Source organism: Rhodanobacter sp. B04 (assembly GCF_002001125.1).
Lineage (GTDB): Bacteria > Pseudomonadota > Gammaproteobacteria > Xanthomonadales > Rhodanobacteraceae > Rhodanobacter.
Genome location: NZ_MUNV01000011.1, coordinates 206,427 through 229,241 on the forward strand (window position 1 = coordinate 206,427; position 22,815 = coordinate 229,241).

Genomic DNA, 22,815 nt, shown 5'->3' on the forward strand with positions numbered 1-22,815 from the left:
ACAGCGCTGCGGCAGAGGGTGCAAGTCGACTAAAATAGTCATTATCCGCATGTTGCGAGATACGTCATGAGCGCGCGCGACATCCGATCCGCTGTCCGCCCCGATCCCGATCAGCCGCTGGTCGACATTGCCGACTACGTCGCCGATTACAAGATCGACTCGACCGAGGCGTATGACACTGCGCGTTACATGCTGCTGGATTCGCTGGGCACCGCGATGCTGGCGATGAAGTTTCCGGAGTGCGTGAAACATCTCGGGCCGCTGGTGCCGGGCGCCATCTTGCCGGGCGGTGCGCGCGTGCCGGGCACCAGTCACGAACTGGATCCCGCGCAGGCCGCGTTCGCGATCGGCACGCAGATCCGCTGGCTGGACTTCAACGACACCTGGCTGGCGGCGGAATGGGGCCATCCCTCGGACAACCTCGGCGCGATTCTCGCCGTGGCGGACTACCTGAGCCGCAAGGCCGAACGCGAAGGCGGCCGGCGGTTTAGCGTGCGCGATGTGCTGACCTATGCGATCAAGGCTCACGAGATCCAGGGCTGCTATGCCTTGCTCAACAGCTTCAACCGGGTCGGCCAGGATCACGTGATCCTGGTGCGCCTGGCCTCCACGGCGGTCGCCACGGCGATGCTTGGCGGCGACAGGGAGCAGATCATCGCGGCCGTGTCGCACAGCTGGATCGACAACGGTCCCCTGCGCACTTATCGCCATGCGCCGAATACCGGCCCGCGCAAGAGCTGGGCGGCCGGCGACGCCTGCCGCCGCGCGGTCACGCATGCGATCAACGCCGTCTATCGAGGCGTGGTCGGTTGCCCATCTGCGCTGAGCGCGAAGACCTGGGGCTTCTACGACGTCGCGTTCAAGGGCAAGACGTTCGAATTCGAGCGCCCGTTCGGCAGTTACGTGATGGAGAACGTGCTGTTCAAGATCAGCTTTCCGGCCGAGTTCCACGCGCAGACCGCGGTGGAGTGCGCGATGCAGCTTCATGCCGAAGTGGTCGGCAAGCTCGACCAGATCGAGAGGATCGTCATCGAGACCCAGGAGGCTGGCTGCCGCATCATCGACAAGACCGGTCCGCTGGACCACTACGCCGACCGCGATCATTGCATCCAGTACATGGTGGCCGTGCCGCTGATCTTCGGTCGCCTCGTGGCCAGCGACTACAACGACGAGGTGGCTGCCGATCCGCGCATCGATGCGCTGCGCGACAAGATGACGGTGGTGGAGAATCCGCAGTTCACCAGGGACTATTTCGACCCGGGCAAGCGCTATATCGGCAATTCGGTGCAGGTGTATTTCAAGGATGGCACGAGCACGCAAAAAATTTCGATTGATTATCCGCTCGGCCACCGCAAGCGTCGTGCCGAAGGTATTCCTGTATTGCTGAAGAAGTTTGAAGCTGCGATGCAAGATCATTTGCCGGCACACAAAGTGAAGGCGATCGTGGCGGCTACGCAGGATCCGTCCAGGCTGGATGCGATGCCGGTACAGCAATTCCTGGCACTCTTCACGTTGTAAAGACGGTGTGAGTGGAATATTAAGGGGAGGCAGGGAAGGCAATCGGTATTTTTGCTTGTTATGGGCGGTATCGCCTTTCCTTTAAATCTTATGGACGTTGAGATGACCCGGCGAGGACTCCAACCATAAGCCTCCGTTAAAGTCAAAACCGCAGCATTGATTCGATTAATGAACTTTCCTGAACGAAGGCTCACCAAGATTTGGTTGTCAATGCGTTAAGATGCCAACGGCTTAACGATTTTGCTACACTCTCCCCCGCTTGTCGCATGAACGCCAAGCAGGGGCTGTAAAAGCTCTGAATGACGTAGTTCAGTTCTGACGCGCGGTTTCCGGTTGGGATTGAACGGACGCGAAAAATCTAATAAATGAGGAGACACCTGATGAAACGTAAGGGCTTGTACTTTCTGATCGCGCTGGCCCTGGGCGGCGTAGGTGCCGTTCATGCGCAAGACACCACGGCTCCGGCTGCTTCTGCACCTACCCAGTCGGCCACGTCGAGCTATGACGACCGCTGGTACATCGCGCCGACCGTTGGCGGTTACTACAACGATACCAAGCGCGATACCAACAGCCGTCAGTTCTATTACGGCTTGGGCTTTGGTCGTTTCTTCACCCCGAACATGTCGATTGATGCGTTCGTTGACCGCACCAAGCGTGAAATGGATAACGGTGCCAGCAATGGCGGCGGCCACAGCGCCAATTCGTGGGCCAGCACCAATGTTGGCGTCGCCGCACGCTTCTACGCAGGCGACTGGAACGCATGGCGTCCGTACCTGCTGGCTGGTGTGATGGGCAGCCATCACCAGAGCATGGATGCAAGCGGTTGGTCGCCGGCTGCAGAGTTGGGCGGTGGTGTTTCGAAGACGGTCTCTGACAGCACGGACCTCCGTCTGGAAGCCGGTTACCGCTACGACTGGGACAACAAGACCAACCCGGCCAAGAGCGGCTACGGTGACTGGTTCCTGGGCCTGAGCATCGCCTCGCGCTTTGGTTCCCCGGCTGCTGCCCCGGCCCCGGCCCCGGCTCCGGCTCCGGCAGCTCCTGACTGCTCGAAGACGATCGTCAACGGCGTGAACCTCTGCGACAACAAGTGCCCGAACCTGCCGGAAGGCACGGTCGTGGGTCCGGATGGTTGCCCGCAGAAGGTCGTGATCGACCTGCGTGGTGTGAACTTCAAGTTCGATCGCCCGAAGAAGGGTGAGACCAACATCACCAAGTCGCTGGCCGAACCGACCAAGGACTCGCTGTCGATCCTGGATCAGGCCGTCGATACCCTGCAGCGCTACCCGCAGGTGCATGTGACGGTGGCGGGTTACACCGACTCGAAGGGTACGGATGAGTACAACCAGGGTCTGTCCGAGCGTCGTGCGAAGATCGTGTATGACTACCTGACCGCTCACGGCATTGCCGCGGACCGTCTGGAAGGCCCGATCGGCCATGGCAAGAACGATCCGATCGGCGACAACGCCACGGATGCCGGTCGTGCCCAGAACCGTCGCACGGAGCTGCAGGTTCAGCAGTAATCGAACCTCGGTCATGTAATGAAAAAAAACCCGGCTTCGGCCGGGTTTTTTTTTGGTGTCCGTTCTGGACGTCAGCAGCGTCGCTTCATGCTGCATATCGTCTGCGATCAAACAATCCTTTCGTCCCGCGTGAGCGAGCTATACGCTAACCGGATGGCACGCCTACTTTCCCGCCCCGTCGTTACCAAGGCATCGCCAGGCCATGCGCCGCGGCATGGCCTGGCGAGAGTCCTGTCCAAGCTCGGCGCATGCTCACGCAGTCAGGCCGAACAATGGATACGCGACGGCCGCGTAAGCCTGGATGGTCGCGTTGTACGCGATCCGTACCATCCGACGCTGCTGGATCGCCAGCAAGTGGCCGTCGATGGCAAGCCAGTGAAATCCGCCGAACTCATCCACGTGATGTTCAACAAACCACGCGGCCTGATTGTCAGTGCTGCCGATGAGCAGGGGCGCGCCACGGTCTATACCGCGCTGGCTGCCGCCGGATTGCCATGGCTCGGACCGGTCGGGCGACTGGACAAGGCCAGCGAAGGCTTGCTGCTACTCAGCAACGACACGACGTGGGCGGCCGGTATCACCGATCCTGTCACGCACCTGGACAAGACTTATCACGTGCAAGTGGCTGGCCAGCCGGATGCGCCGGTGTTGGCCGCGATGCACGCCGGTGTCCGCGAGGGTGGCGACCTGTTGAAGGCACACCGGGTCAGCTTGCTGCGTGTCGGCGGGAAGAACGCGTGGCTGGAAGTCGTGCTGGACGAAGGCCGCAACCGGCACATTCGCCGCTTGCTCGCAGCGCTGGGTTTCGATGTGTTGCGCCTGATCCGCGTGGCGATTGGACCGCTGGCGCTGGGCGAATTGGCGAAGGGGCAGTGGCGCCAGTTGAGTGCCGACGAGGTCAGGGCACTCGATACGCGCCTAAAGCATGGGTAGGAGCAGCCTCAGCCACTCCTACCGAATTCGGCAGGATCAGCCGATCACGCCAAGCTGCCGTCCCACCTTGGTGAACGCGGCGATCGCGTGATCCAGATGCTCGCGGGTATGTGCCGCACTCATCTGCGTACGGATGCGCGCCTGTCCCTGCGGCACCACCGGGTAGAAGAATCCGGTGACATAGATGCCTTCGTCAAGCAGTGCGGAGGCCATTGCCTGCGCCTTCTTCGCGTCGTAGATCATCACCGGCACGATCGGATGCACGCCTGGCTTGATGTCGAATCCGGCCGCCGTCATCTGCTCGCGGAAATAGCGGGTGTTCTGCTTGACCCTGTCACGCAGGTCGCCGGCGGAAGCCAGCATCTCGAACACCTTGATCGCCGCGGCGACCACGTGCGGCGGCAATGAGTTGGAAAACAGGTACGGGCGCGAGCGCTGGCGCAACATCTCGACCACTTCCTTGCGGCCGGTGGTGAAGCCGCCCAGTGCGCCGCCGAGCGCCTTGCCCAGCGTGCCGGTGAAGATGTCGATCTTGTCCATCACGCCGTTGACCTCGGCCGAGCCGCGGCCGGTATCGCCGAGGAAGCCGGTGCAGTGGCACTCGTCGATATGTACCAGCGCGTTGTACTTCGCGGCCAGCGCAGTGATCTGGTCGAGCTTCGCGATGAAGCCATCCATCGAGAACGCGCCATCGGTGCTGATCAGCTTGGTGCGTGCTCCGGCCGCGTCGGCGGCCTGCAGCTGCTTTTCGAGATCGGCCATGTCGCTGTTGGCGTAGCGGAAGCGTTTGGCCTTGCACAGGCGGATGCCGTCGATGATCGAGGCATGGTTCAGCGCGTCGGAGATCACCGCATCCTCTTCGCCCAGCAACGGCTCGAACAGGCCGCCATTGGCGTCGAAGCAGGCGGCGTAGAGGATGGTGTCTTCGGTACCGAAGAAGTGGGCGATCTGCGCCTCCAGCTGCTTGTGCAGGTCCTGGGTACCGCAGATGAAGCGCACGCTGGCCATGCCGAAGCCGTGCGTGTCGAGCGCATCCTTGGCTGCCTGGATCACTTCGGGATGATCGGCCAGGCCGAGGTAGTTGTTCGCGCAGAAGTTCAGCACCTTGCGGCCGCCTTCCAGCTCGATCTCGGCGGACTGCGGCGAGGTGATGATGCGCTCGGCCTTGAACAGGCCCTGTTCGCGGATGGATTCGAGTTCGCTGGCGTAGCGTGACTGGCCGGGGTAGCTCATGGTGGGTTCCACAGACGGGGAAAGCGCCCATTGTGAGCCTTTCACCGACGGCGGAAAACCATTGACAGCGGCGGAGTCATCGCGGCTGTCGATGCGATCATCAATGCAGGCCGAAATCGGCGCGCGTGGTCTTGCCCTTGTCGTCGATGCCCTTGGCGTCCAGCTTGGGCGCCGAGACGAACACGCGCTTGTCGTCGACCTTGCCATGCAGCCATTGGCGAACCGCGTCGGCGCGCCGTTCGGCCAGATGACGCAAGGCATCCTGGTCGACCGTCATATTGGTCTGCAGCAGTTTTTCCATCACGTCCGGCGGCTGCGACTTGGTCAGGCCGATCAGGTCGCGCGGCTTGGAAAACTTGGCATGCCTGTAGGCCTTGGTGAGGTATTTGTCGTAGTCGTCCGGGCTCAGTTTCGAAAGAGCCGAGACATCGTTCCCGTCACCACCTTGGGCCTTGGCCACCTCGTGCATGATCGATTCCTGCATCATGACTTTGCGCAGGCCGCTCTCATCGAACTGCGGATCGATCCGGCCAATGATGTCGAGGCTGAGCGAAGGCTTTTCGGTGAGGATCTTGGCGATCTGGGTCAGCCGCTCCTGCGCTTGCGCATCGAGCACGTTCGAACCGGGCGCGAATTCCACATAGCCCAGATCCTGGTGGTTGCCACCCATGGCCGAGGCGATCAGCCGGAACGGTGAGCTGACCGCGCGTCCGATCAGATTCACGAAGGCATGCCAGATCAGGCCGCCGAAGCTGAAGTGCGGGTCGCTGAGCGAACCGGTCACCGGGACATCGACGTCGATATTGCCCTGCGAGTCCTTGAGCAGGGCCACCGCAAGCTTCACCGGCAGATGGCCGATGCCCGTGCCCTCGACGCGATCGCCGAAGGTCAGCTGGCTCAGGAAAATATGGTTGTCCGCATTCAACTTGCCCTGATCGAGCGCGTAATGCACATCCATGGTGAGCCGGCCCTTGATGATCGGATAACCGGTGTACTTGCTCGAATAAGGCGTCAGGTGCGTCAGTTCGACTCCGTCGGCTTTCCCTTTCACATCCAGGAACGTCACCGGCGTCAGCGGGTTGATCGTGCCGTCGATGTTGACCGGGGCGTTGTCGTCCAGTTGGCCTTCCAGTGTGAGGGGTGCCGGTGGTGCGCCGCTGGCCGTGCCGAAGGCGCCGATCTTGCCCGCGAGCTGGGTGATGTTCGCGGTGTAGTTGGGCTTGATGAAGTTGTCGGTGTAGTTGAGGTTGCCGCGCGCAAGGATGACCTGGCCGATATGGATCACTGCCGGCGGTGCCGCATTGCTGGCTGCCGGACTCGGTGCGGGAGTGCCGGTCGCCACCGGATTGGCCGCGGCAACGCTGGGCGCGCCGGGTGAAGCCGGTGCATTGTTCGCCTGCGTCACCGAAACCGGCGCCGTCTGCGGACTGGCCACCACATCCTGCAGGTTCAGGCGGCCATTGCTGTTGACGATCACGCGGGCGTAGAAGTTATCCAGCGCCAATCCAGCTACCGATACCTGCGGGGCGCCTTCGCCAGTGCGCACGTCGAGACCGGTGGCCGCCAGCGAATTCCAGCGCAGGAAATCATTGTTGGTGAGGTTGTCCAGCACATTCACGCGGCCCAGCGTGAGTTGCCCTCGATAGCTCAGCAGAGGTTCCGGCCGGTGATCGCGATAGCGCACATGCCCTTTCAGGCTCAGTAGCGCGCTGTCGACGTGCACGTTGAGCGGCGCCTTGACCATGGACTGAAACGGCGCCACGTTCAGCCGGGTTGCCGTGACCTGGAGATCGGCATTGAGTGGTTGTGGCCGGACGGATCCGGTGATGCGGTACTTGCCCTGGTCGATGCCACCGGCCAGATCCAGTTTCAGCGGCTGATGCATGTCGTCGGACAGGCCGTCGATGCTGAACTTGTCGGCATTTACCGCGAGATGCCCAGCCTTGCCCGGAACAGCCGCGTCACGATAGGCCAAGGCACTGCCATCGATACCGACATGCGCAATGCTCCAATGCCATGCCGGTGCTGCCGGCCGCTTGCCTGCGGCACGATGCGGCGACGGCTTCATGAGCTCGGCGAGATCGATGCGGCCGTTGCGATAGCGCTGGGCATCGATCTTCAAGCCTTGCAGGTTGAGGCTGCCCAGGCTTGCCTGGCTGCTGGCCAGATCCAGATGCGTGATATCTGCATCGAGAGCCTTCCACGCCACCGGCGTACGGCTCTTCTGTTGCAACGAAAAATCGCTCACCGCGAGCTTGCCTGCATCGAGCTGCAGGTTGAATGTCTGGCTCCAGTCGGCGGCAAGCTGTGCGCTCGCATCCAGAGTGCCATGGCTGACTTGTGCATTCAGCATGGTGGGCGTCATGGCAACGAGCGGCGGCAACCCCGCGCCGTGCAGCTCCACTTGACCGGTGAAGCGGCTGCCGCTCAGGCGCAGTGCGCCGTTGACATGCAGCGTGCCACCGGCAAGCCCTGCATTCAGGTCGATACTGGCCGGCGGAGCGGGGCGGGTCGCGAACCCGCGGATGCTGCCTTGCAGATTGTCGAGCGATAGCCGCGCCGGAGTCGGGCCACTCAGGTCGGCGTAGGCGATCTGGCTGCCCTGCAAGGTCAGCGTGGTGATCCGCATATCGGCGGGCGGCGATGCCGGCTTGCTCGGTGCTCCAGCAGTGCCGGTCAACGCGTCCAGGTTGCTGCGGCCACCGGCAAGTGCCGTGTAATGCACGATGATTCGATCGAGTGCGATGGCGTCGAAGTCATACCGTGGCACCAACGGTTCCACATCCGCCAATCTGGCACTGACATGGCCCAGCTCGACGATCGGCATGCCGTCGTGACTGTTGACCGCGAAGTTGTCCAGCTGCAGGTTGCCGCTCAGCTTCATCTGCTGGGTGGCATTGCGGTCGATGAAATCCAGCTTGAGTTGGCCGGACAACTGGCCGCTGGCAATCGCCACCGGCAACGGGGTCGGTACATAACTCAGGTAGCGCGGCAGATCCAGGTGATCGATATTGAAGTCGATGGACGATTCATGGCTGTCGGCAAAAGGCTTGGTCTGGCCGCCGATCCGCAGCGGGCTGCCGTCAATCTGCATCGCCAGCAGCGGCTGCACGAACACGTCGGTATCGTGTGGCAGGTTGGCGATGAACGGAATGCCGAGTTCGAGCTGGCCGATCCGGTGGCTGCTGTTCAGTACCTTGTCGTCGAACACGATGTCGCCGCTGTGCACGCTGATGTTGGACAACGCGAAGCGTGCCGGTGACGCATTCGGCCGCGCGGGTTTTCCGGCAAGGCGCTCGATCAGGTCGGAAAAGTTGAACTGCTGCGGCGCCGTGCGCGTGATGTGCAATTGCGGGTGTTGCAAACGCAGCTCATCGAGCACCGGCGCCATGCGGAACAGCGACGTCCACGAGGCGTTGACGACCACCTGGTCGATGTCGACAAACGGCGACTTGCCGTCGCGTTCGCCGACATGCAGCTGGTCGAGTTCCAGTTTCAGCGTGAACGGGTTGAGGTGCACCGCCGCCACGCTGACCGGGCGCTGCAGCATCTCGCCGAGGCGTGTCTGCAGCTGGCTGCGGATCAGCGGCGGCGCCGCGAAGAAACCGAGCAGGCCGAAGATCAGCAGCACGATGCCGAGGATCAGCGCGCTCTTGCGCAGCCGGTGGGAGCGATACAGTGCGCGAGCGTGTTCGCGTGCTGCGTTGAGCAGTTCATCACGCGAAGGACTGCGGTTTGCCATACCGTCTCTGCTCCCTTGGCATCACCAACTGTCGGTACCTGGCTTGATGACCAGACGCTTCCAAATCGGCAGGCATTGTCGGCCTGCCGGTACCTCAGTCTAGCGTGGCGGTCACCAGAACCCGTGGCGTATGACTCAGTTCCAGGAGCAGACGACCTTGCCGCAGGTGCCGGCATCCATCAGGTCGAAACCCTTCTGGAAATCGTCGATGTGGATCTGGTGGGTCAGCACCTTCTGCAGCGGGAAGCCGGTCAGCACCATCTGGGTCATCTTGTACCAGGTCTCGTACATGCGACGGCCGTAGATGCCCTGCAGGGTGAGGCCCTTGAAGATCACCTTGTCCCAATCGATGCCGGCGCCGCGCGGCATGATGCCGAGCATCGCGATCTTGCCGCCGTGGTACATGCACTCGAGCATGTCGGCGAACGCACGCGGGTTGCCGCTCATTTCCAGGCCGACGTCGAAGCCTTCGATGTGCAGGTCCTTCACCGTGTCTTTCAGTGACTGCTTGGACACGTTCACCACCCGCGTCGCGCCCATGTCGGCGGCGAGCTTCAGGCGGTAGTCGTTGATGTCGGTGACCACCACGTTGCGCGCGCCGATGTGCTTGCAGATGCCGGCGGCGATGATGCCGATCGGGCCGGCGCCGGTGATCAGCACGTCCTCGCCGATCAGGTCGAATTCAAGCGCGCAATGCGCGGCATTGCCGTACGGATCGAAGAACGCAGCCAGTTCGGACGGGATCTGGTCCGGGATCGGCCACAGGTTCGAGGCCGGCATCGTCATGTATTCGGCGAACGCGCCATTGCGGTTCACGCCGATGCCGATCGTGTTCGGGCACAGGTGCTGGCGGCCGGCGCGGCAATTGCGGCAGTGACCGCAGACGATGTGGCCCTCGGCGGAGACGCGGTCGCCGATCTTGTAGCCGGTCACGCCCGGGCCGATCTCGACGATGCGGCCGACGAACTCGTGGCCGATGGTGAGGCCCGGCTTGATCGTGCGCTGGCTCCACTCGTCCCACTTGTAGATGTGCAGGTCGGTGCCGCAGATCGCGGTCTTCTCCATCTTGATCAGCACTTCGTTCGGGCCGACCACCGGCAGCGGTACCTCTTCCATCCAGATGCCCTGCTCGGGCTTGCGCTTGACCAGGGCTTTCATCGTCTGCGACATGGGGAGTCCATCAGTTGGCCCGCGCAGCGGGCAGGGAGGGCGCAATTATAGAGGGATCGAACCGGGCACCGAAGGGGCACTGACGGCTGGGCGACGTGGCTGCCAGCAGCCGGACCATGCCTAAAGTCACTATCTACGTGACGCCCGTTTGCGGCATAAAGGCCAGTTCCTGCCGCAAGAACATGCGACAGAAGCCGATATCAGACCCTCAAGGAGCTACCATGCGCCGCGTTTTGCTTGCCGCCGCGTTACTTGCCGGCCTCGCCGGAACCGCCCACGCCGTCGAAGGCATGTGGCAGCCCGCCCAGTTGCCGAAGATCGCCGACACGCTGAAACAGCACGGCCTGAAACTCGACCCGGTCACGCTGACCGACCTCACCGCCTATCCGATGGGCGCAATCGTCAGCCTCGGCGGCTGCACCGCGTCGTTCGTGTCGCCGGAGGGACTGATCGTCACCAATCATCATTGCGGTTACGGCGCGCTGCAGTACAACTCCACGCCGCAGAAGAATCTGATCGTCGATGGCTTCCTGGCCAAGACCAGGGCGGACGAGCTGCCGGGTTCGCCGGACATGCGCGTGTTCGTCACCGAGGAAATCCGCGACGTCACCAAAGACGTCAACGCCAGGCTAAACGACCAGATGAGCGGCGCCGAACGCTACAAGGCGATCGAACTGGCGATCAAGCAATTGGTGAAAGGCTGCGAGAGCGAAGGCTACCGCTGCGATGTCTACACCTTCCACGGCGGTTACAGCTACCAGCTGATCAAGCAGCTGGAAATCAAGGACGTGCGCCTGGTCTACGCGCCGCCGGAGTCGATCGGCAAGTTCGGCGGCGACGTCGACAACTGGATGTGGCCGCGGCACACCGGCGACTTCAGCTACCTGCGCGCCTATGTGTCGAAGGATGGCAAGTCGGCCACTTATGCAAAAGACAACGTGCCGTATCACCCCAGGCACGTGCTGAAGGTGAACCCGCAGGGCGTGGAGCAGGGCGACTACGTGATGGTGGTCGGCTATCCGGGACGCACCAACCGCTACCGCCTCGCCGACGAAGTGCAGAACTCGATCGACTGGGTTTACCCGACCCAGATCAAGGTGTACGAGGACACGCTCAACATCATCAACACCGCCGGCAAGGCCGACCCGAAAGTGGCGGTGAAATACGCCAGCCTGGTGGCGGGTCTCAACAATTACCTGAAGAACTTCGGTGGCCAGCTTGAGGGCTTGCATCGTGCTGATGCGGTCGACGTCAAGCGTGCGCAGGAAGCCCAGCTCGAGGCGTGGCTGAAGCAGCAGGGCGGCGCCGGGAACGAGGCGCTGGTGGCCGATATCGGCAAGTTGCGCGAGGCGATTGCCGCCGACCGGGCGACGCGCGAACGCAACCTCGACATCGGCCTGCTCAACCGTTCGTCGATGTTCAGCAATGCGGTGCGTCTGGTGCGCCTGTCCAAAGAGCGGGTCAAGCCGGATCTCGAACGTGCCGCCGGCTATCAGCAGCGCGACGAGGTGCGCATCGAGGGTGCGCTGAAACAGATGGATCGCCGCTACGACGCCAAGGTCGACCAGCAACTCATGACCTATGCCTTGCAGCGTTACGTCACCCTGCCAAAGGATCAGCGTTTGCCGGCGCTGGACCAGTGGCTGGGTGGGGCGACCACCGGGGCGGCGATCGGTGCCAAGGTTTCAGTACTGTACGCCGGCAGCCTGTTTGGCCAGACCGACGAGCGGCTGAAGTGGTTCAAGGCCGACGCCAAGGCGATCGACGCCAGCAACGACGGCCTGCTCATGCTTGCCCGCGCGGTGCAACCGCAGTTGCAGAAGCTGGAGGACGAGATGGACGCCCGCGAGGGCGAGATGAGCAAGCTACGTCCGCGCTACATGCAGGCGATGATCGCGTGGAAGGATTCGCAGCATCTGCCGGTGTACCCGGACGCCAACAGCTCGCTGCGCGTCACCTTCGGCAACGTGCAGGGCGTGGCGCCGCGTGATGGCGTCAGCTATGCGCCGTTCACCACGGTGCAGGGCATCCTTGAAAAGGACACCGGCATCGAACCGTTCAATTCACCCAAGCAAGAACTCGCTGCGATCAAGGCGAAGGCATTCGATGGGTACGCCTCGCCGAAGCAGGGCACGCTGCCAGTCGATTTCCTCGCCGACCTCGACATCACCGGCGGCAATTCCGGTTCGCCGGCGATGGATGCGAATGGCCAGCTGGTTGGCCTGGCGTTCGACGGCAACTGGGAATCGGTCAGTGGTGATTGGCTGTTCAACCCGCAGCTCAACCGCTCGATCCAGGTCGACGTGCGCTACATGCTGTGGGTGATGCACCACCTCGACCACGCCGACAACCTGCTGCAGGAAATGGGCGTGCCGACGAAGTAAATCTACCCTCGCGTAACGGCAAAGGCCCGCGTCATCGACGCGGGCCTTTGCTTTTCATGGATCCCGATGCAGCCGCCCCACTCAGATATCCAGCCGGTCATAGCTGCGCTTGAACACGATCGGCTGTTGCACGGCCGGGGTAGTCCACGTTTCGGTGACGATCAGATGATGGCCGTCGGGCGACTGCGCCCAGTCTTGCTGGAGGCGGACGTCGCCATCGAACTGCATGGTGATCTGCATGCCTGCAGCGGTCATCTGGCTGCTCACCATCGCACCGCCGTTGAGCGATTGCCGGGCGAAGCCATCGAGCCTGCTGTCCAGCTGGTCCTTGTCGCCGAGTACGACGCGGATGCCCTTGGCATCCTGCTGCACGTTCAGCAGCGAATCGTTTTCGAGCAACGGTGGCGGCGCATCCGGCGGCGCAGCGCCATTGTCCGAAGTGGGCGCCTTGGCGTGACCGCGACCGCCACCGTGGCCATGCCCGCCGCTCATGCCACCACCTCCTGTGCCACCGCCCATGCCGTGCCCGCCGACGTGCCCGCCGTGTTGACCGGAGGTCTGGCTGGTTGATGGCGCGCCGGTCGAGGCAGCGCTGGCCGGCAGCTGCACGGGTTGTTCGCGTTTTCTTTCCGCTCGGAGACGCGCGGCGATATCCGACGGGCTATCGCTCTGCTGATCGTTCAGCCGCCATATCCCGCTGAAGTCCGACGTGTTGGGATTGGCTGCGCGGATCAGGCCAGTCATCGCAAATGAAGACATGGCCAGCAACAGCATCAGCGGCAGGCGAGGCGATTTGGGAAATGTCATGGGATGGGCCTCTGATGATCGTTGACAGTGAGCGTGCACGGTGGACCAAAGTCCGGCGCGCGAAGAGCCGCGTGATCGTGCAAACGCATCGTTCGCGATGACGGTTGACGCCTGGCTTCGCAGGATCGCGTGCCCGCTACAATGGGCGGATGCCCGTCGACCAGCGCCCTCTCGCCATTTTCCTGATGGGCCCGACTGCCTCGGGCAAGACCGCATTGGCGTGTGACCTGAGCGAACGCTTTGCGCTGGACCTGGTCAGCGTGGATTCGGCGCTGGTCTACCGCGGCATGGATATCGGCACCGCCAAGCCGGATGCGGCGACGCTGGCGCGCTACCCGCATGCCCTGGTCGACATCCGCGATCCGGCGCAACCGTATTCGGCGGCGGACTTCCGTGCGGACGCGCTGCCGGTGATGCGGCGGATCGGCGCGCAGGGCAGGGTGCCGCTGCTGGTCGGCGGCACCGGGCTGTATTTCCGCGCGCTGCAGCAAGGGCTTTCCGATTTGCCGGAAGCCGATCCGGCGATCCGGGAGCGGCTCGCCGAGCAGGCGCAGCAACTCGGCTGGCCGGCCATGCACGCGCGGCTCGCACAACTCGACCCGGCAGCCGCCCGCCGGATCGGTTGCAACGACGCGCAACGCCTGCAGCGTGCACTTGAAGTGATCGAGCTGACCGGCCAGCCCTTGTCCGAATTGCAGCGTGGCGGCAGCAGCGGACACTTTCCGTGGCGCGTCCTCAAGCTGGCCCTGCTGCCGGCGGATCGTGGCGTGCTGCACGAACGCATCGCGCAGCGCTTCGACTCGATGCTGGCAGCGGGATTTCTCGACGAAGTGCGTGCCCTGCGCGTTCGTGGCGACCTGCATCCCGAGCTGCCGGCGATCCGCGCTGTAGGCTACCGCCAGGCATGGGAGCATCTGGCTGGCGGTTCGACTCCGGGCGAGTTCCGCGACCGCGGCATCTTCGCCACCCGCCAGCTGGCCAAGCGGCAGATCACCTGGCTGCGCAGCGACGTCGGTGCGCGCCTGTTCGATCCGGATCGCCCCGGTCTGCCGACTCGTGCGGCCGATGCCGTGCAGCTGTTTCTGGACGAATCCGGCAGGCACGGGCATGCCGCCACGCCGCTGGCCTGATCCGATGCGCGCATGGCCCGCAAAAATCCACTTTCATCAAGCATTTGAAAACAGCTAACATCCAAGCCATGTTGGGCCGGGGCGCCATGGGCGTTTTTTCTCCGGCTGAGTCCGTGGCAAGGGGAGAACAAGAAATGTCCAAGGGACAATCGTTGCAGGATCCGTTTTTGAATGCGCTTCGGCGCGAACGCGTGCCGGTCGCCATCTATCTGGTCAATGGCATCAAGCTGCAGGGGACGGTCGAGTCGTTCGACCAGTTTGTGGTGCTGCTGCGCAACCAGGTCAGCCAGATGGTCTACAAGCACGCCATCTCCACCGTGGTGCCCAGCCGCAATGTGCGCATCGGCAATGGCCATGACGGGCATGAAGGCCACGATGCCCATGTTGACCCGGCATCCGCCTCGAATGACGCGGACGCTTGATTGATGGGGCAACTGCCCGCATGACGTGGGTCTGCTCCTGAAGGATCGCACCCATCCGTGTTTGACAGACAAAAGAAAGGCGACCGCGCCGTACTCGTCCTGCCGCATTCCCGCGGCGAAGGCGATACGGCGCGCCGTGCGGCGGAATTTGCCGAATTGGTGAAGTCCGCCGGTGCCGAGGTGTTGGGCGTGATCAGCGCCCGCGTCGAGGATCCCAACCCGCGTTATTACATCGGCAGCGGCAAGGCCGACGAGGTCGCCGAGGCGGCGCGTGCACTGGAGGCCGACCTGGTGCTGGTCGACCATGTGCTCACCCCGGTGCAGGAGCGCAACCTCGAGAAGCATCTGGGCATCCGCGTGGTCGATCGCGCCGGCTTGATCCTGGACATCTTCGCCCAGCGTGCGCGTTCGCACGAGGGCAAGCTGGAGGTGGAACTGGCCCAGCTCAAGCATCTGGCCACCCGGCTGGTACGTGGCTGGACCCATCTGGACGCCCAGCGCGGCGGCGCCATCGGCAACCGCGGCCCCGGCGAAACCCAGCTCGAAACCGACCGCCGCCTGCTCGCCGAGCGGGTCAAGATGCTGACCAAGCGGCTGGAAAAGGTGCAGACCCAGCGCGGCCAGCAGCGGCGTGCGCGGTTGCGCAACACGGTGCCGCGCGTCGCCCTGGTCGGCTACACCAACGCCGGCAAATCGACCCTGTTCAATGCGCTGACGACCGGCGAGGTGTTTGCCGCCGACCTGTTGTTCGCCACGCTCGATCCCACCGTGCGCAAGCTGGAGAACCTCAGCTGCGGCCCGGCCGTGCTGGCCGATACCGTCGGCTTCATCCGCGAGCTGCCGCATGACCTGGTCGCCGCGTTCCGCGCCACCCTGGCCGAGGCGCGCGACGCCGACCTGCTGCTGCACGTCAGCGACGCGGCGGACGAGGAGCGCGAGCGGCTGCATCGCGTGGTCGACAAGGTGCTGGAAGAAATCGACGCCGGCGACGTGCCGCAGTTGCACGTGATGAACAAGATCGATCTCGCCGGTGCCGAACCGCGCATCGACCGCGATGCCGCCGGAAAACCCGTGCGTGTCTGGCTGTCCGCCGCGACGGGTGTCGGGCTCGATCTCTTGCGTCAGGCGCTGGGCGAATTGCTCGGCGGCGACCGCGTGCAGTCGTCACTGCAGCTGCCGCTGTCGGCCGGCCGGCTGCATGCGCGGCTGAAGGCGGCAGGTGCGATCACCGGCGAGACGGTGGACGAACACGGCTGGCAGCTGCGCATCGATGCGCCGCGCAGCGTGATCGCGCCGCTGAGTGGCGGCAATGCGGCCGAAACCCGGCTGCTGCGCGAGCTGCTGGCTCCGGCGGAATGACGCCACTGTTCAGCGGACGACGCCATCCGGCTCTGCTAGAATGTCCGGTGTTTGTGCGGCTCTCACCTGCGGGTCGCGTATCACCTCAACAGCTCAGGCTGAATCTCATGTGTAACCCGGTGCAACGCGTGTTCCGGCCGTGGTTGCCGGCCTCCCGACGGCTTCAAGGAGACTGACAGTGGCATGGAATGAACCCGGCAATAATGGGCAACGTGATCCGTGGAACAGGAAGCGTCCGTCCGGCAAGTCGCCGCTGGACGACTTGCTCGGCAACCTGAAATCCCTGCTCGGCAAGCTTGGGCATGGTCCCGGCAGCATCCTCACCGGCGTGCTGGTACTGCTCGCGGTCGGCCTGCTGCTGAGTTGCTACACCATCATCGGTGCGCGCCAGACCGGCGTGGTGCTGCGTTTCGGTGAGTACTCGCGCACGCTGGCGCCAGGCTTCCACCTGAAGCTGCCGCAGCCGATCGAATCGGTCACCAAGGTCGAAGCCACGCGGATCCGCTCGGTCACCGACAAGGTGGCCATGCTGACCAAGGACGAGAACATCATCACGATCGACTTCACCGTGCAGTACCAGGTGGACGATTCGCGCAAATACCTGTTCTCGCTGAACGACCCCGACGGTACCATCGGCGCCGCGGCCGAGGCCGCCGTGCGCTCGGTGATCGGCAGCAGCGACATGGACCAGATCCTGTCCGCCGCCGGCGCCAGCCTGGTCAGCGAGGCCCAGGTGGCGTTGCAGAAAACGCTGGACGGCTACGATTCCGGCCTGCGTGTCACCGAGGTCAGCTTCCAGAACGTGGCCCCGCCGAACGAGGTGAAGGACGCCTTCGACGACGTCAACAACGCCCGCGAAGACAAGCAGAGCATCGAGAACGGCGCCCTGGCCTATGCCAGCAAGGTGGTGCCGGTGGCACGTGGCGACGCTGCGCGCATTGCGGCCGAGGCGGCCGGCTACAAGGCCGAGCGCATCGCCCGTGCGCAGGGCGATACCGCACGCTTCAACCTGCTGCTGACCCAGTACAAGGCTGCGCCTGACGTGACGCGCAAGCGCCTGTGGCTGGAAACCATGGAACAGGTGATGGCCAACAATGCCAAGGTGATCGACGGCTCCGACGGCCGCAACATCATCAACCTGCCGACGCCACAAGGCGGTGCTGCCGCGCCTGAAACCGGCACGGTCACCGCGGGCGCGATCACGCCGGCACCTGTCAGCAACAATGCGGCTGACAAGGGGACGCAGCCATGATGAAACTTACCTCCGCCATCATCGCGGCGATCATCGTCCTGCTCGGTCTCAACAGCATGTTCGTGGTCAGCGAAGGACACAGCGCGCTGCTGCTGCAGTTCGGCCGCATCGTGCACACCGACTACCAGCCGGGCTTGCACTTCAAGCTGCCGGTGATCCAGCAGGTGATGGATTTCGACAAGCGCATCCTGTCGCTGGATGCGCCGCCGGAGCGTTATTTCACCTCCGAGAAGAAGAGCGTCAACGTCGACTTCTACGTGAAGTGGCGCGTGGTCGACAACGCGGCCTATTACCGCGCCACCGGCGGCGACCAGCTGATGGCGGCGCAGCGGCTGACCCCGATCGTGAAGGACGCGCTGCGCTTCGAGTTCAACGCGCGCACCCTGCCGGACCTGATCTCCGGTGGCCGCAAGGACATCACCGAGCGGGTCCGTGCGCAGACCGATGCCGCCGCGCGCAGGAACCTCGGCATCGCCGTGGTCGACGTGCGCATCAAGCGCATCGACCTGCCCAACGAGGTCAGCGAATCGGTCTACAAGCGCATGCGCGCCGAACGCCTGCAACTGGCCAACGAGCTGCGCTATACCGGCCAGGAATCGGCTGAGACGATCCAGGCGGACGCCAATCGCCAGGCCCAGGTGCTGAAAGCCGACGCCAACCGTGACGCCGCGAAGGTGCAGGGTGACGGCGACGCGCAGGCAGCCGCGATCTACGCTCAGGCCTATAGCCAGGATCCGGAGTTCTTCGCGTTCTACCGCAGCCTGCAGGCGTACGAGACCTCGTTCAAGGACGGCAAGGGCGTGCTGATACTGAAACCCGATTCGGAGTTCATGCGCTACTTCAACCAGCCGGCGGCGTCCAAGCGCTAAGCGCACCGATGCACCAGCTGACTGCCGCGCTGTGCCTGATGATGGTGATCGAAGGCCTGCTGCTGTTCGTGGCACCGCAAGGCTGGCAGACGATGGTGCGCGAGGCGCTGAAACTGCCCCCGCGCACCCTGCGCCTGTACGGCGCCGGCGTGATCGTGGTTGGACTGCTGTTGTTGCAACTGTTTCATTGATACGCGCCGCGGCCCGGAGCCGCGATGCGTGATGTTTTCCCCGGCTCCCGCACGGAGCCAACCCAAACGAGCGAGAAGATCATGGGCAAGTCAGTCGTAATCCTTGGTGCGCAATGGGGCGACGAAGGCAAAGGCAAGATCGTCGATCTGCTGACCGAGCGCGTCGGCGCCGTGGCACGTTTCCAGGGCGGCCACAACGCCGGCCACACCCTGGTGATCAAGGGCAAGAAGACCGTGCTGCACCTGATCCCCTCGGGCATCCTGCGCGACGACGCGCTGTGCCTGATCGGCAACGGCGTGGTGCTGTCGCCCGCCGCGCTGATGGAAGAGATCGCCGAGCTGGAGGCCAACGGCGTCGAAGTGCGCTCGCGCCTCAAGATCAGCCCGGCCACGCCGCTGATCATGCCGTACCACATCGCCGTGGATAAGGCGCGCGAGATCGCCGCCGGCGGCAAGGCCATCGGCACCACCGGCCGCGGCATCGGCCCGGCGTACGAGGACAAGGTCGCCCGCCGCAGCGTGCGCGTGGCCGACCTGATGTACCCGCATGAACTGCCGGCGCTGATCAAGACCGCCGTCGACTACCACAACTTCATCCTCACCCAGTGGCTGAAGGTCGAGCCGGTCGACTACCAGAAGGTGCTGGACGACGCGCTGGCCTGGGGCGAATACCTGCGCCCGATGGTCGACGACGTCGCCACCATCCTGCACGACATCCGCAGGGACGGCGGCAACATCATGTACGAGGGTGCGCAAGGCGCGCTGCTCGACATCGACCACGGCACCTATCCCTACGTCACCTCCAGCAACACCACCATCGGCGGCGCGCTGGCCGGCACCGGCGTGGGCGCCGGCGACATCGACTACGTGCTGGGCATCTGCAAGGCCTATGCGACGCGCGTGGGCAGCGGCCCGTTCCCCACCGAACTGCACGACGAGATGGGCGAACGCCTGCGCAAGGTCGGCAACGAGTTCGGCGCCAGCACCGGCCGCCCGCGCCGCTGCGGCTGGATCGATCTGGTCGCGCTCAAGCGCGCCACCCAGATCAACGGCATCAACGGCCTGGCCATCACCAAGCTCGACGTGCTCGACGGCCTGGAAACCATCAAGGTCTGCATCGCCTACGAATACCGCGGCAAGCGCCGCGAACTGGCCCCGCTCGACGCCGACGGCTGGGACGAGTGCAAGCCGGTCTACCTGGAGTTCCCCGGCTGGGCAGAATCCACCGCCGGCATCCGCGACTGGAACAAGCTGCCGCCTGCGGCCCGCGCTTACTTGCGTGCGGTGGAAGAACTGTCGGGCTGCAAGCTGGCGCTGGTTGCTACGGGTGCGGATCGTGACGACACGATCGTGTTGGATGATCCGTTTGCTTGATCGCCTCCGCCTTGGGGTTGGATTCAAAGAGCCCCGCATCGCGGGGCTTTTTGTTGGCGGACACCGACGGCAGCTGTAAAGCTGAACGAATTCATCGTGACAAATAAACAAAATGTCTCGAATAATGGACATTTAAGTAAATATGTCCGATATTCGAGACATGGACACCCAAGCCCTCATGAGCGATATCGGCCAGCAGATTCGGCTGTTGCGCAAGCGTCGTGGCCTCACTCAAGCCGCGCTGGCCGAGCGCGCCGGTATGGCGCGTTCGAAACTGGTGCTGCTGGAACAAGGCAGCGGTTCGGTGGCATTCGAGAGCTATGCCCGTATCGCTGCAGCGCTTGATGCGGCGTTCCGGCTGGAGCCTGCGCAGCGTCCGGCCTTCGAGGAACTCGCGGAGCATTACCGTGAGTAGGGGAACGGCCGCCGTCGTACAGGCGCAGGTGTTGACGCCGCAGGGCGTGAGCGGCGACCTGCACCACGAAGCCGGCCAGTACGAATTTCGTTATTCGGGCACCACACCAGATGTGGCGATCAGCCTGACCATGCCAGTGCGACGCGATCAATATCGCGCCACGCAACTGCTGCCGATCTTCCAGCAAAGCCTGCCGGAAGGCTTTGTGCTGGAACAACTGCGTCTGCGCCTGGCCAAGCTCACCCAGCTCGATCCCATGCTGCTGCTCGCGCTCACCGGGCACGATGGCGCGATCGGCCGTCTATGCGTGCAATCGCCCGAGGTCGAACGCCTGCTCGGCAACGCGCAGACAGCGGCGAAGGGTGAACGACTGTCCGAGATCCTCGCCTGGGACGGCACCGAAAACCTGTTCACCGAACTGGTGGAACGCTACCTGTTGCGCACCGGCGTTTCTGGCGTGCAGCCCAAGGTGCTGGTGCCCGAACGCGCTGAAGTGGGTGGATCAAAAGCCACGCTCGTTGCCGGCGATCTGATCGTGAAAAGCGGGCAGGCCCAATACCCGGGATTGGCCATCAACGAATTCGTTTGCATGTCGATCGCGCGTGCCGCGAACATCCCCGTGCCCGAGTTCTTTCTATCCGACAAGCACGATCTGTTCGTGATGCGACGCTTCGATCGCGATGCGCAAGGCATGCCACTGGGCTTTGAGGACATGGCCACGCTGATGGGCCTGGGCACGTCGCAGAAGTACGAAGGCAGCTACGAGCGCCTGGCCAAGGTCATCCGCAATAACTGCCCGGCTGCAAACGTACGGGCCGCACTGACCCAGTTGTTCGACATCGTGGCGCTGTCGGTGATCGTGGGCAACGGCGATGCCCACCTGAAGAACTTCGGCCTGCTCTACACCCATCCCGCCACGGCCGACTGCCGCATGGCACCGGCCTACGACATCGTCAACACCACCGCGTACCTTCCCGACGATGCACTGGCGCTCACCCTCGGCGGCAGCAAGAGTTTTCAGTCTGCGCGCCTGCATCTGCTGGAGTTAGCCGAGCGCTGCGACATCGAGCAACCCCGCGAACGTGTCGGACACCTGCTGGTAGCCTGCGCGCAACAGCTGCAGACCCATGCCGACCTGCTCGATGAAGTGCCTGCCGTGAAGCAGGCATTGCACCACTGCATGGAGCGAATGGAAGCGGGATTCAGTCGCCCGCTGGCAGCGCGTTGACTGCCGCAGATCGTGATGAATGATCCGTTTGCCTGACAGGTCGGAGGAGGAGAACAGCACACTCTCGCTACGAGAAAATTCCATTTCCGGCGTCGGCTAATCTGAGGGGGATTCCTTATTCAGGCCATCCCTAGTGCGGCGCCGAGATTTTTTCGGCCAGCTGGATACTGCGGGGCGCAGCCAAACCGCCGTAACGGATGTCGATCTTGTCGAGCAAGCTGCGTGCTTTGTCGGGTTTGCCGTTGGCCAGCAGGCTTTCCGTTTGCTGCAGTTGCTCGGTGAGATGCTTGTCGATACGTGCACGGCAATCGGCGAGCTTGCCCGGATCGGGCTGCGCGGGCTTGTCCAGCAAGTCCAGCGCGTGGCTCAACGGTCCGGGTGCGACCACCTCGTGGCCCGACCACGGCGCCGACACCGTATCCAGGTGGAAGACGCACCATTCGTGCAGCGACTGCTGGCTGCGGGTATCCATGTCGAGGTGGTCTTGGTCATTCTGGCCGGTGAGATAGATCAGTCGCATGCTGTCCTGGAATTGCCGGAACAGCCTCGCTGGAGGCAGCGACAGCTGTGCCGTGCCGATCGGGTCGCTGCCGGCCAGCAGCAGCGCGCCATGGAACAGATCCGGATAGCCCAGCGCGATGCGTTCGGCCACTCGCGAACCGCCAGAGAATCCGCCGATATAGATGCGCTGCGGATCCACCGGATACTTCTGCATGATGTTGTATGCCGCCAACAGGGCCAGCGGTACACGACGGTCGAGCACATCGGCGGCGTTGCCGGAATTCGCCGCGCTGACGTAGATCATGCCGTGGCGATCCAGCGGCGAGGTCCATGATGACGGCACGGCAGCCTCCGGCCATGGCGGCACGAACACCAGCAGGGCGTAGCCGCGTGGCGGTGCGTGGGAGGGCACGTAGACGGCGAATTTCTCCTGCGCGAGGTCGAGCGGCTGCTCGCGTATGGCATGGCCTTGGCGTCTCGATTCCTGGCCGACGCGCAGCGCGTTCAACGGGCTCAGCAGACGTCGCACCAGCTCGCTGCTGCGGGACAGCGGCGAGTAGCCGGTGAATACCTCATCGTGCAGCAAGCCGGTGGCGGCAGGCACATCGCTGGCGGTTGCCGGCAGCGGCATAAACAGCACGGCAAGCAGGGGCAGGAGGCGAATCGGCATGCGCGGACGTTAGCACCGGCGGAGCGATCGTGTTTTCAGCATGTACCGCTTCTGAACGCAGGAACCTGCACTGGTTAACGGAAAACGCAGCGTC

General features: G+C 63.6%; 18 protein-coding genes. 13 read left to right on the top strand and 5 right to left on the bottom strand.

Annotation, left to right across the window (positions count from 1 at the left end; translation table 11 throughout):
- The first annotated feature begins 66 nt into the window (after nt 1–66).
- From B0E46_RS10320 to B0E46_RS10330, 3 genes are all read left to right on the top strand, one after another.
- Nucleotides 67–1,518 (top strand): bifunctional 2-methylcitrate dehydratase/aconitate hydratase, encoded by a 1,452-nt coding sequence (locus B0E46_RS10320; RefSeq protein WP_077555692.1) that lies wholly within the window; start codon nt 67–69, stop codon nt 1,516–1,518.
- Nucleotides 1,519–1,898: 380 nt separating this feature from the next.
- Entirely contained in the window at nt 1,899–3,041 is a 1,143-nt protein-coding gene (locus tag B0E46_RS10325) for an OmpA family protein (protein WP_077555693.1), read from the top strand.
- 153 nt (nt 3,042–3,194) lie between these two features.
- Nucleotides 3,195–3,974 (top strand): pseudouridine synthase, encoded by a 780-nt coding sequence (locus tag B0E46_RS10330; RefSeq protein WP_077555694.1) that lies wholly within the window; start codon nt 3,195–3,197, stop codon nt 3,972–3,974.
- Between the two features lie 36 nt (nt 3,975–4,010).
- Here the strand turns inward: B0E46_RS10330 and kbl are convergent, their stop codons facing one another.
- The 3 genes from kbl to tdh form a co-directional block, all read right to left on the bottom strand.
- On the bottom strand, nt 4,011–5,207 hold the full coding sequence (gene kbl, locus B0E46_RS10335) for a glycine C-acetyltransferase (protein WP_077555695.1): 1,197 nt from the start codon (nt 5,205–5,207) through the stop codon (nt 4,011–4,013).
- Between the two features lie 100 nt (nt 5,208–5,307).
- Nucleotides 5,308–8,949 (bottom strand): DUF748 domain-containing protein, encoded by a 3,642-nt coding sequence (locus tag B0E46_RS10340; protein WP_077555696.1) that lies wholly within the window; start codon nt 8,947–8,949, stop codon nt 5,308–5,310.
- A gap of 135 nt (nt 8,950–9,084) precedes the next feature.
- A complete protein-coding gene (gene tdh, locus B0E46_RS10345) occupies nt 9,085–10,107 on the bottom strand; it encodes an L-threonine 3-dehydrogenase (RefSeq protein ID WP_077555816.1) in 1,023 nt (340 codons plus the stop codon).
- A gap of 233 nt (nt 10,108–10,340) precedes the next feature.
- Here tdh and B0E46_RS10350 point away from each other — a divergent pair, with 233 nt between their 5' ends.
- Entirely contained in the window at nt 10,341–12,503 is a 2,163-nt protein-coding gene (locus tag B0E46_RS10350) for a S46 family peptidase (RefSeq protein ID WP_077555697.1), read from the top strand.
- Between the two features lie 81 nt (nt 12,504–12,584).
- On the opposite strand, the gene B0E46_RS10355 is transcribed toward B0E46_RS10350, so the two are convergent.
- Nucleotides 12,585–13,310 carry a hypothetical protein gene (locus B0E46_RS10355; protein WP_077555698.1) on the bottom strand — a complete coding sequence of 242 codons (726 nt, stop codon included), beginning with the start codon at nt 13,308–13,310 and terminating at the stop codon, nt 12,585–12,587.
- Between the two features lie 149 nt (nt 13,311–13,459).
- Here B0E46_RS10355 and miaA point away from each other — a divergent pair, with 149 nt between their 5' ends.
- From miaA to B0E46_RS10400, 9 genes are all read left to right on the top strand, one after another.
- The gene (gene miaA / locus B0E46_RS10360) at nt 13,460–14,440 is read left to right on the top strand and encodes a tRNA (adenosine(37)-N6)-dimethylallyltransferase MiaA (protein ID WP_077555699.1); all 981 of its coding nucleotides are present in this window, start codon (nt 13,460–13,462) and stop codon (nt 14,438–14,440) included.
- A 134-nt stretch (nt 14,441–14,574) separates the two neighbouring features.
- On the top strand, nt 14,575–14,862 hold the full coding sequence (gene hfq, locus B0E46_RS10365) for an RNA chaperone Hfq (RefSeq protein ID WP_077555700.1): 288 nt from the start codon (nt 14,575–14,577) through the stop codon (nt 14,860–14,862).
- Nucleotides 14,863–14,919: 57 nt separating this feature from the next.
- Nucleotides 14,920–16,221, top strand: coding sequence for a ribosome rescue GTPase HflX (gene hflX, locus B0E46_RS10370; protein ID WP_077555701.1), 1,302 nt, complete (start codon nt 14,920–14,922; stop codon nt 16,219–16,221).
- A 178-nt stretch (nt 16,222–16,399) separates the two neighbouring features.
- Nucleotides 16,400–17,473: an FtsH protease activity modulator HflK gene (gene hflK, locus B0E46_RS10375; protein ID WP_077555702.1), complete on the top strand. Its 1,074-nt coding sequence runs from the start codon at nt 16,400–16,402 to the stop codon at nt 17,471–17,473.
- On the top strand, nt 17,473–18,342 hold the full coding sequence (hflC, locus tag B0E46_RS10380; protein ID WP_077555703.1) for a protease modulator HflC: 870 nt from the start codon (nt 17,473–17,475) through the stop codon (nt 18,340–18,342). The genes hflK and hflC overlap by 1 nt, the downstream gene beginning before the upstream one ends.
- An 8-nt stretch (nt 18,343–18,350) precedes the next feature.
- Nucleotides 18,351–18,533, top strand: coding sequence for a DUF2065 domain-containing protein (locus B0E46_RS10385; RefSeq protein ID WP_077555704.1), 183 nt, complete (start codon nt 18,351–18,353; stop codon nt 18,531–18,533).
- A gap of 81 nt (nt 18,534–18,614) precedes the next feature.
- Nucleotides 18,615–19,907: an adenylosuccinate synthase gene (locus tag B0E46_RS10390; RefSeq protein WP_077555817.1), complete on the top strand. Its 1,293-nt coding sequence runs from the start codon at nt 18,615–18,617 to the stop codon at nt 19,905–19,907.
- A 178-nt stretch (nt 19,908–20,085) separates the two neighbouring features.
- Entirely contained in the window at nt 20,086–20,322 is a 237-nt protein-coding gene (locus tag B0E46_RS10395; protein ID WP_217316337.1) for a helix-turn-helix domain-containing protein, read from the top strand.
- The gene (locus B0E46_RS10400; RefSeq protein ID WP_217316338.1) at nt 20,315–21,550 is read left to right on the top strand and encodes a type II toxin-antitoxin system HipA family toxin; all 1,236 of its coding nucleotides are present in this window, start codon (nt 20,315–20,317) and stop codon (nt 21,548–21,550) included. The genes B0E46_RS10395 and B0E46_RS10400 overlap by 8 nt, the downstream gene beginning before the upstream one ends.
- A gap of 130 nt (nt 21,551–21,680) precedes the next feature.
- On the opposite strand, the gene B0E46_RS10405 is transcribed toward B0E46_RS10400, so the two are convergent.
- Entirely contained in the window at nt 21,681–22,721 is a 1,041-nt protein-coding gene (locus B0E46_RS10405) for a hypothetical protein (RefSeq protein ID WP_077555707.1), read from the bottom strand.
- Nucleotides 22,722–22,815: the final 94 nt, after the last annotated feature.

Bases quoted from the DNA above. Each gene is read 5' to 3' on its own strand.
- B0E46_RS10320 (WP_077555692.1), top strand. From the start codon at position 67: ATGAGCGCGCGCGACATCCGATCCGCTGTCCGCCCCGATCCCGATCAG.
- B0E46_RS10325 (WP_077555693.1), top strand. From the start codon at position 1,899: ATGAAACGTAAGGGCTTGTACTTTCTGATCGCGCTGGCCCTGGGCGGC.
- B0E46_RS10330 (WP_077555694.1), top strand. From the start codon at position 3,195: ATGGCACGCCTACTTTCCCGCCCCGTCGTTACCAAGGCATCGCCAGGC.
- kbl (WP_077555695.1), bottom strand. From the start codon at position 5,207: ATGAGCTACCCCGGCCAGTCACGCTACGCCAGCGAACTCGAATCCATC.
- B0E46_RS10340 (WP_077555696.1), bottom strand. From the start codon at position 8,949: ATGGCAAACCGCAGTCCTTCGCGTGATGAACTGCTCAACGCAGCACGC.
- tdh (WP_077555816.1), bottom strand. From the start codon at position 10,107: ATGAAAGCCCTGGTCAAGCGCAAGCCCGAGCAGGGCATCTGGATGGAA.
- B0E46_RS10350 (WP_077555697.1), top strand. From the start codon at position 10,341: ATGCGCCGCGTTTTGCTTGCCGCCGCGTTACTTGCCGGCCTCGCCGGA.
- B0E46_RS10355 (WP_077555698.1), bottom strand. From the start codon at position 13,310: ATGACATTTCCCAAATCGCCTCGCCTGCCGCTGATGCTGTTGCTGGCC.
- miaA (WP_077555699.1), top strand. From the start codon at position 13,460: ATGCCCGTCGACCAGCGCCCTCTCGCCATTTTCCTGATGGGCCCGACT.
- hfq (WP_077555700.1), top strand. From the start codon at position 14,575: ATGTCCAAGGGACAATCGTTGCAGGATCCGTTTTTGAATGCGCTTCGG.
- hflC (WP_077555703.1), top strand. From the start codon at position 17,473: ATGAAACTTACCTCCGCCATCATCGCGGCGATCATCGTCCTGCTCGGT.
- B0E46_RS10385 (WP_077555704.1), top strand. From the start codon at position 18,351: ATGCACCAGCTGACTGCCGCGCTGTGCCTGATGATGGTGATCGAAGGC.
- B0E46_RS10390 (WP_077555817.1), top strand. From the start codon at position 18,615: ATGGGCAAGTCAGTCGTAATCCTTGGTGCGCAATGGGGCGACGAAGGC.
- B0E46_RS10395 (WP_217316337.1), top strand. From the start codon at position 20,086: ATGAGCGATATCGGCCAGCAGATTCGGCTGTTGCGCAAGCGTCGTGGC.
- B0E46_RS10405 (WP_077555707.1), bottom strand. From the start codon at position 22,721: ATGCCGATTCGCCTCCTGCCCCTGCTTGCCGTGCTGTTTATGCCGCTG.